The organism is Rhodopseudomonas sp. B29, from assembly GCF_000333455.1.
Lineage (GTDB): Bacteria > Pseudomonadota > Alphaproteobacteria > Rhizobiales > Xanthobacteraceae > Rhodopseudomonas.
In genome coordinates this window covers 1-1850 of sequence record NZ_BADD01000444.1, presented here as the reverse complement: position 1 = coordinate 1850, position 1850 = coordinate 1, and the positions used below count along the sequence as shown (strand labels likewise).

Genomic DNA, 1850 nt, shown 5'->3' with positions numbered 1-1850 from the left:
GCTACATCCGCGGCATCGAGTCCAAGCTCGACCAGATCCCCACCGATTATCCCGAGTCCGCAGCCTTCGTGGCGCAAATACGCTCTCTGGTCGAGGCGTTCGATCTCGATCAGTACATGAAGACGCTCAACGCTTTGTATCGCCATGATGAAATCGCGCAGGGCCGCCTGGGGCCGGGGCGGATTCACCACTGCATGCGGTTGATCGGGCTCGCTGAGCGAACGCTGGAAAGGTTGTGCCGGCGTGCGGCCAGCCGCGTCGCATTCGGCAAGCCGGTCTCGGAGCAGACCGTGACTCAGGAGCGCATCGCGGAATCGCGCATCATGATCGAGCAGGCTCGGCTGCTCACGCTCAATGCGGCCCATGCGATGGACACCGTCGGTAACAAGGTCGCCAAGACTGAAATCGCCATGATCAAGGTCGCGGTGCCGAACATGGCCTGCCAGGTGATCGACTGGGCCATCCAGGCGCACGGCGGCGGCGGTACGAGCAACGATTTCGGCCTCACGGCCGCGTACGCGACCGCACGGCTGCTACGTCTGGCCGATGGTCCGGACGAAGTCCACCGCAACCAAATTGCCCGGCAGGAACTGAAGAAACACTCGAACAAATAGTTTCGTCTGGCCGAAGTGTGCTCGAGCAGAGGCTCTTGTTCTATCTACGGCAGAAAGGACCGTTGAGTTCAAATAGAACGCAGTTGGGTCTCGATGTCTGCCTTAGAGATCTTTTGGCGTTCGCTCAGTAGCCGGATGATTTCGCCGAGCCCAGCCGTGTGTTTGGCAAGGATGTTTTTGGCCCTCTCGAAACATTCGTTCAGTGTTTTCGCGACAATTTGGTTGAGCAATGAATCGTTCCGTAGGCGTGCCATCACATCGTTTGGTCGCCGGGACGAAAGATAAACGAGGCTTTCACCAAGACCTAGCGAGATTTCCATTGTCGCCGCGACGAGCGTCGCCTGTTGGAGGTCTGAATCCTCGGACCCGCCGCCGCCATCGGCGTAGTGCCCGAGTACGAATTCCTCGGCTGCAAGGCCTGCGAGAAGGATGGTGATTTGGGCCAAATATGCCTCTCTCCCGAGGTTGCGGCCCGGGATCTGTTTCATGACGGTGCGACCACCAGATCCGTCCAGACCCACCTCCCGGCAGACGTGGCTTTCGACTAGAAGACTTCCGGAGAGCTCCGCGAGGAGGTAGCCAACCATGGCGTGACCAGCCTCATGGATGCAGGCCTCATGGAAGGCCTCTGCGGTCTGCACGATCCGAACCGGAAGGCCGTGTAGAAGATCGGCAAACGCCATCGGACGCCGTCTAGAACGAGCCTTCCGCCGTGCGTCCCGTACCACCTGTTCGATCACAGCTCCAGAAGCGCCCTCCAGGCGAGATGCGATGTCGGCCAGATCGGCAGAGACACAGTCATCTCTGAGATGGTGGCGCAGAATTCCAATACGAGCCTCGAGGTCGGGCAGGGGGATTTTGACATGCTTTCCCAAACGCCCAGGCCGCACAATGGCCTTGTCGATCTTTTCCGGGAGATTGGTCGCCCCGACCACCACCACGCCCTCACGCCCGTCTACGCCATCGAGGCATTCGAGAAAAGCGTTGATCACCTCGCGCGTATATTGCTCGTTCCTTCCCTCCAGCGTCTCTCGATCCCCAAACGCATCGATCTCGTCTACGAAGAGGATGCTGGGTGCATCCAGAATGGCATCTCGGAAGGCTCTCCTCATCGCCTTCAACAGGTCATTCAAATACCCAGCCGCCTGCCAGCGGGCGAGTGAGTGGATATGGATCGGAACCCTGCAGGTTCGAGCCAGAGCCTGTGCGAATGTCGTCTTGCCTGTACCGGTTGGA

At 59.4% G+C, this 1850-nt stretch carries 2 protein-coding genes; one reads left to right on the top strand and one right to left on the bottom strand.

Annotated elements, in window-relative coordinates; genetic code table 11:
• Positions 1-614, top strand: a 614-nt coding sequence (locus I5M_RS29880; RefSeq protein WP_022722288.1) for an acyl-CoA dehydrogenase family protein, incomplete at its 5' end; no start/stop codon positions are given.
• 68 nt (positions 615-682) lie between these two features.
• Here I5M_RS29880 and I5M_RS15830 read toward each other — a convergent pair.
• Positions 683-1850: AAA family ATPase (locus I5M_RS15830; protein WP_022722287.1), on the bottom strand; the 1168-nt coding region annotated here is incomplete at its 5' end.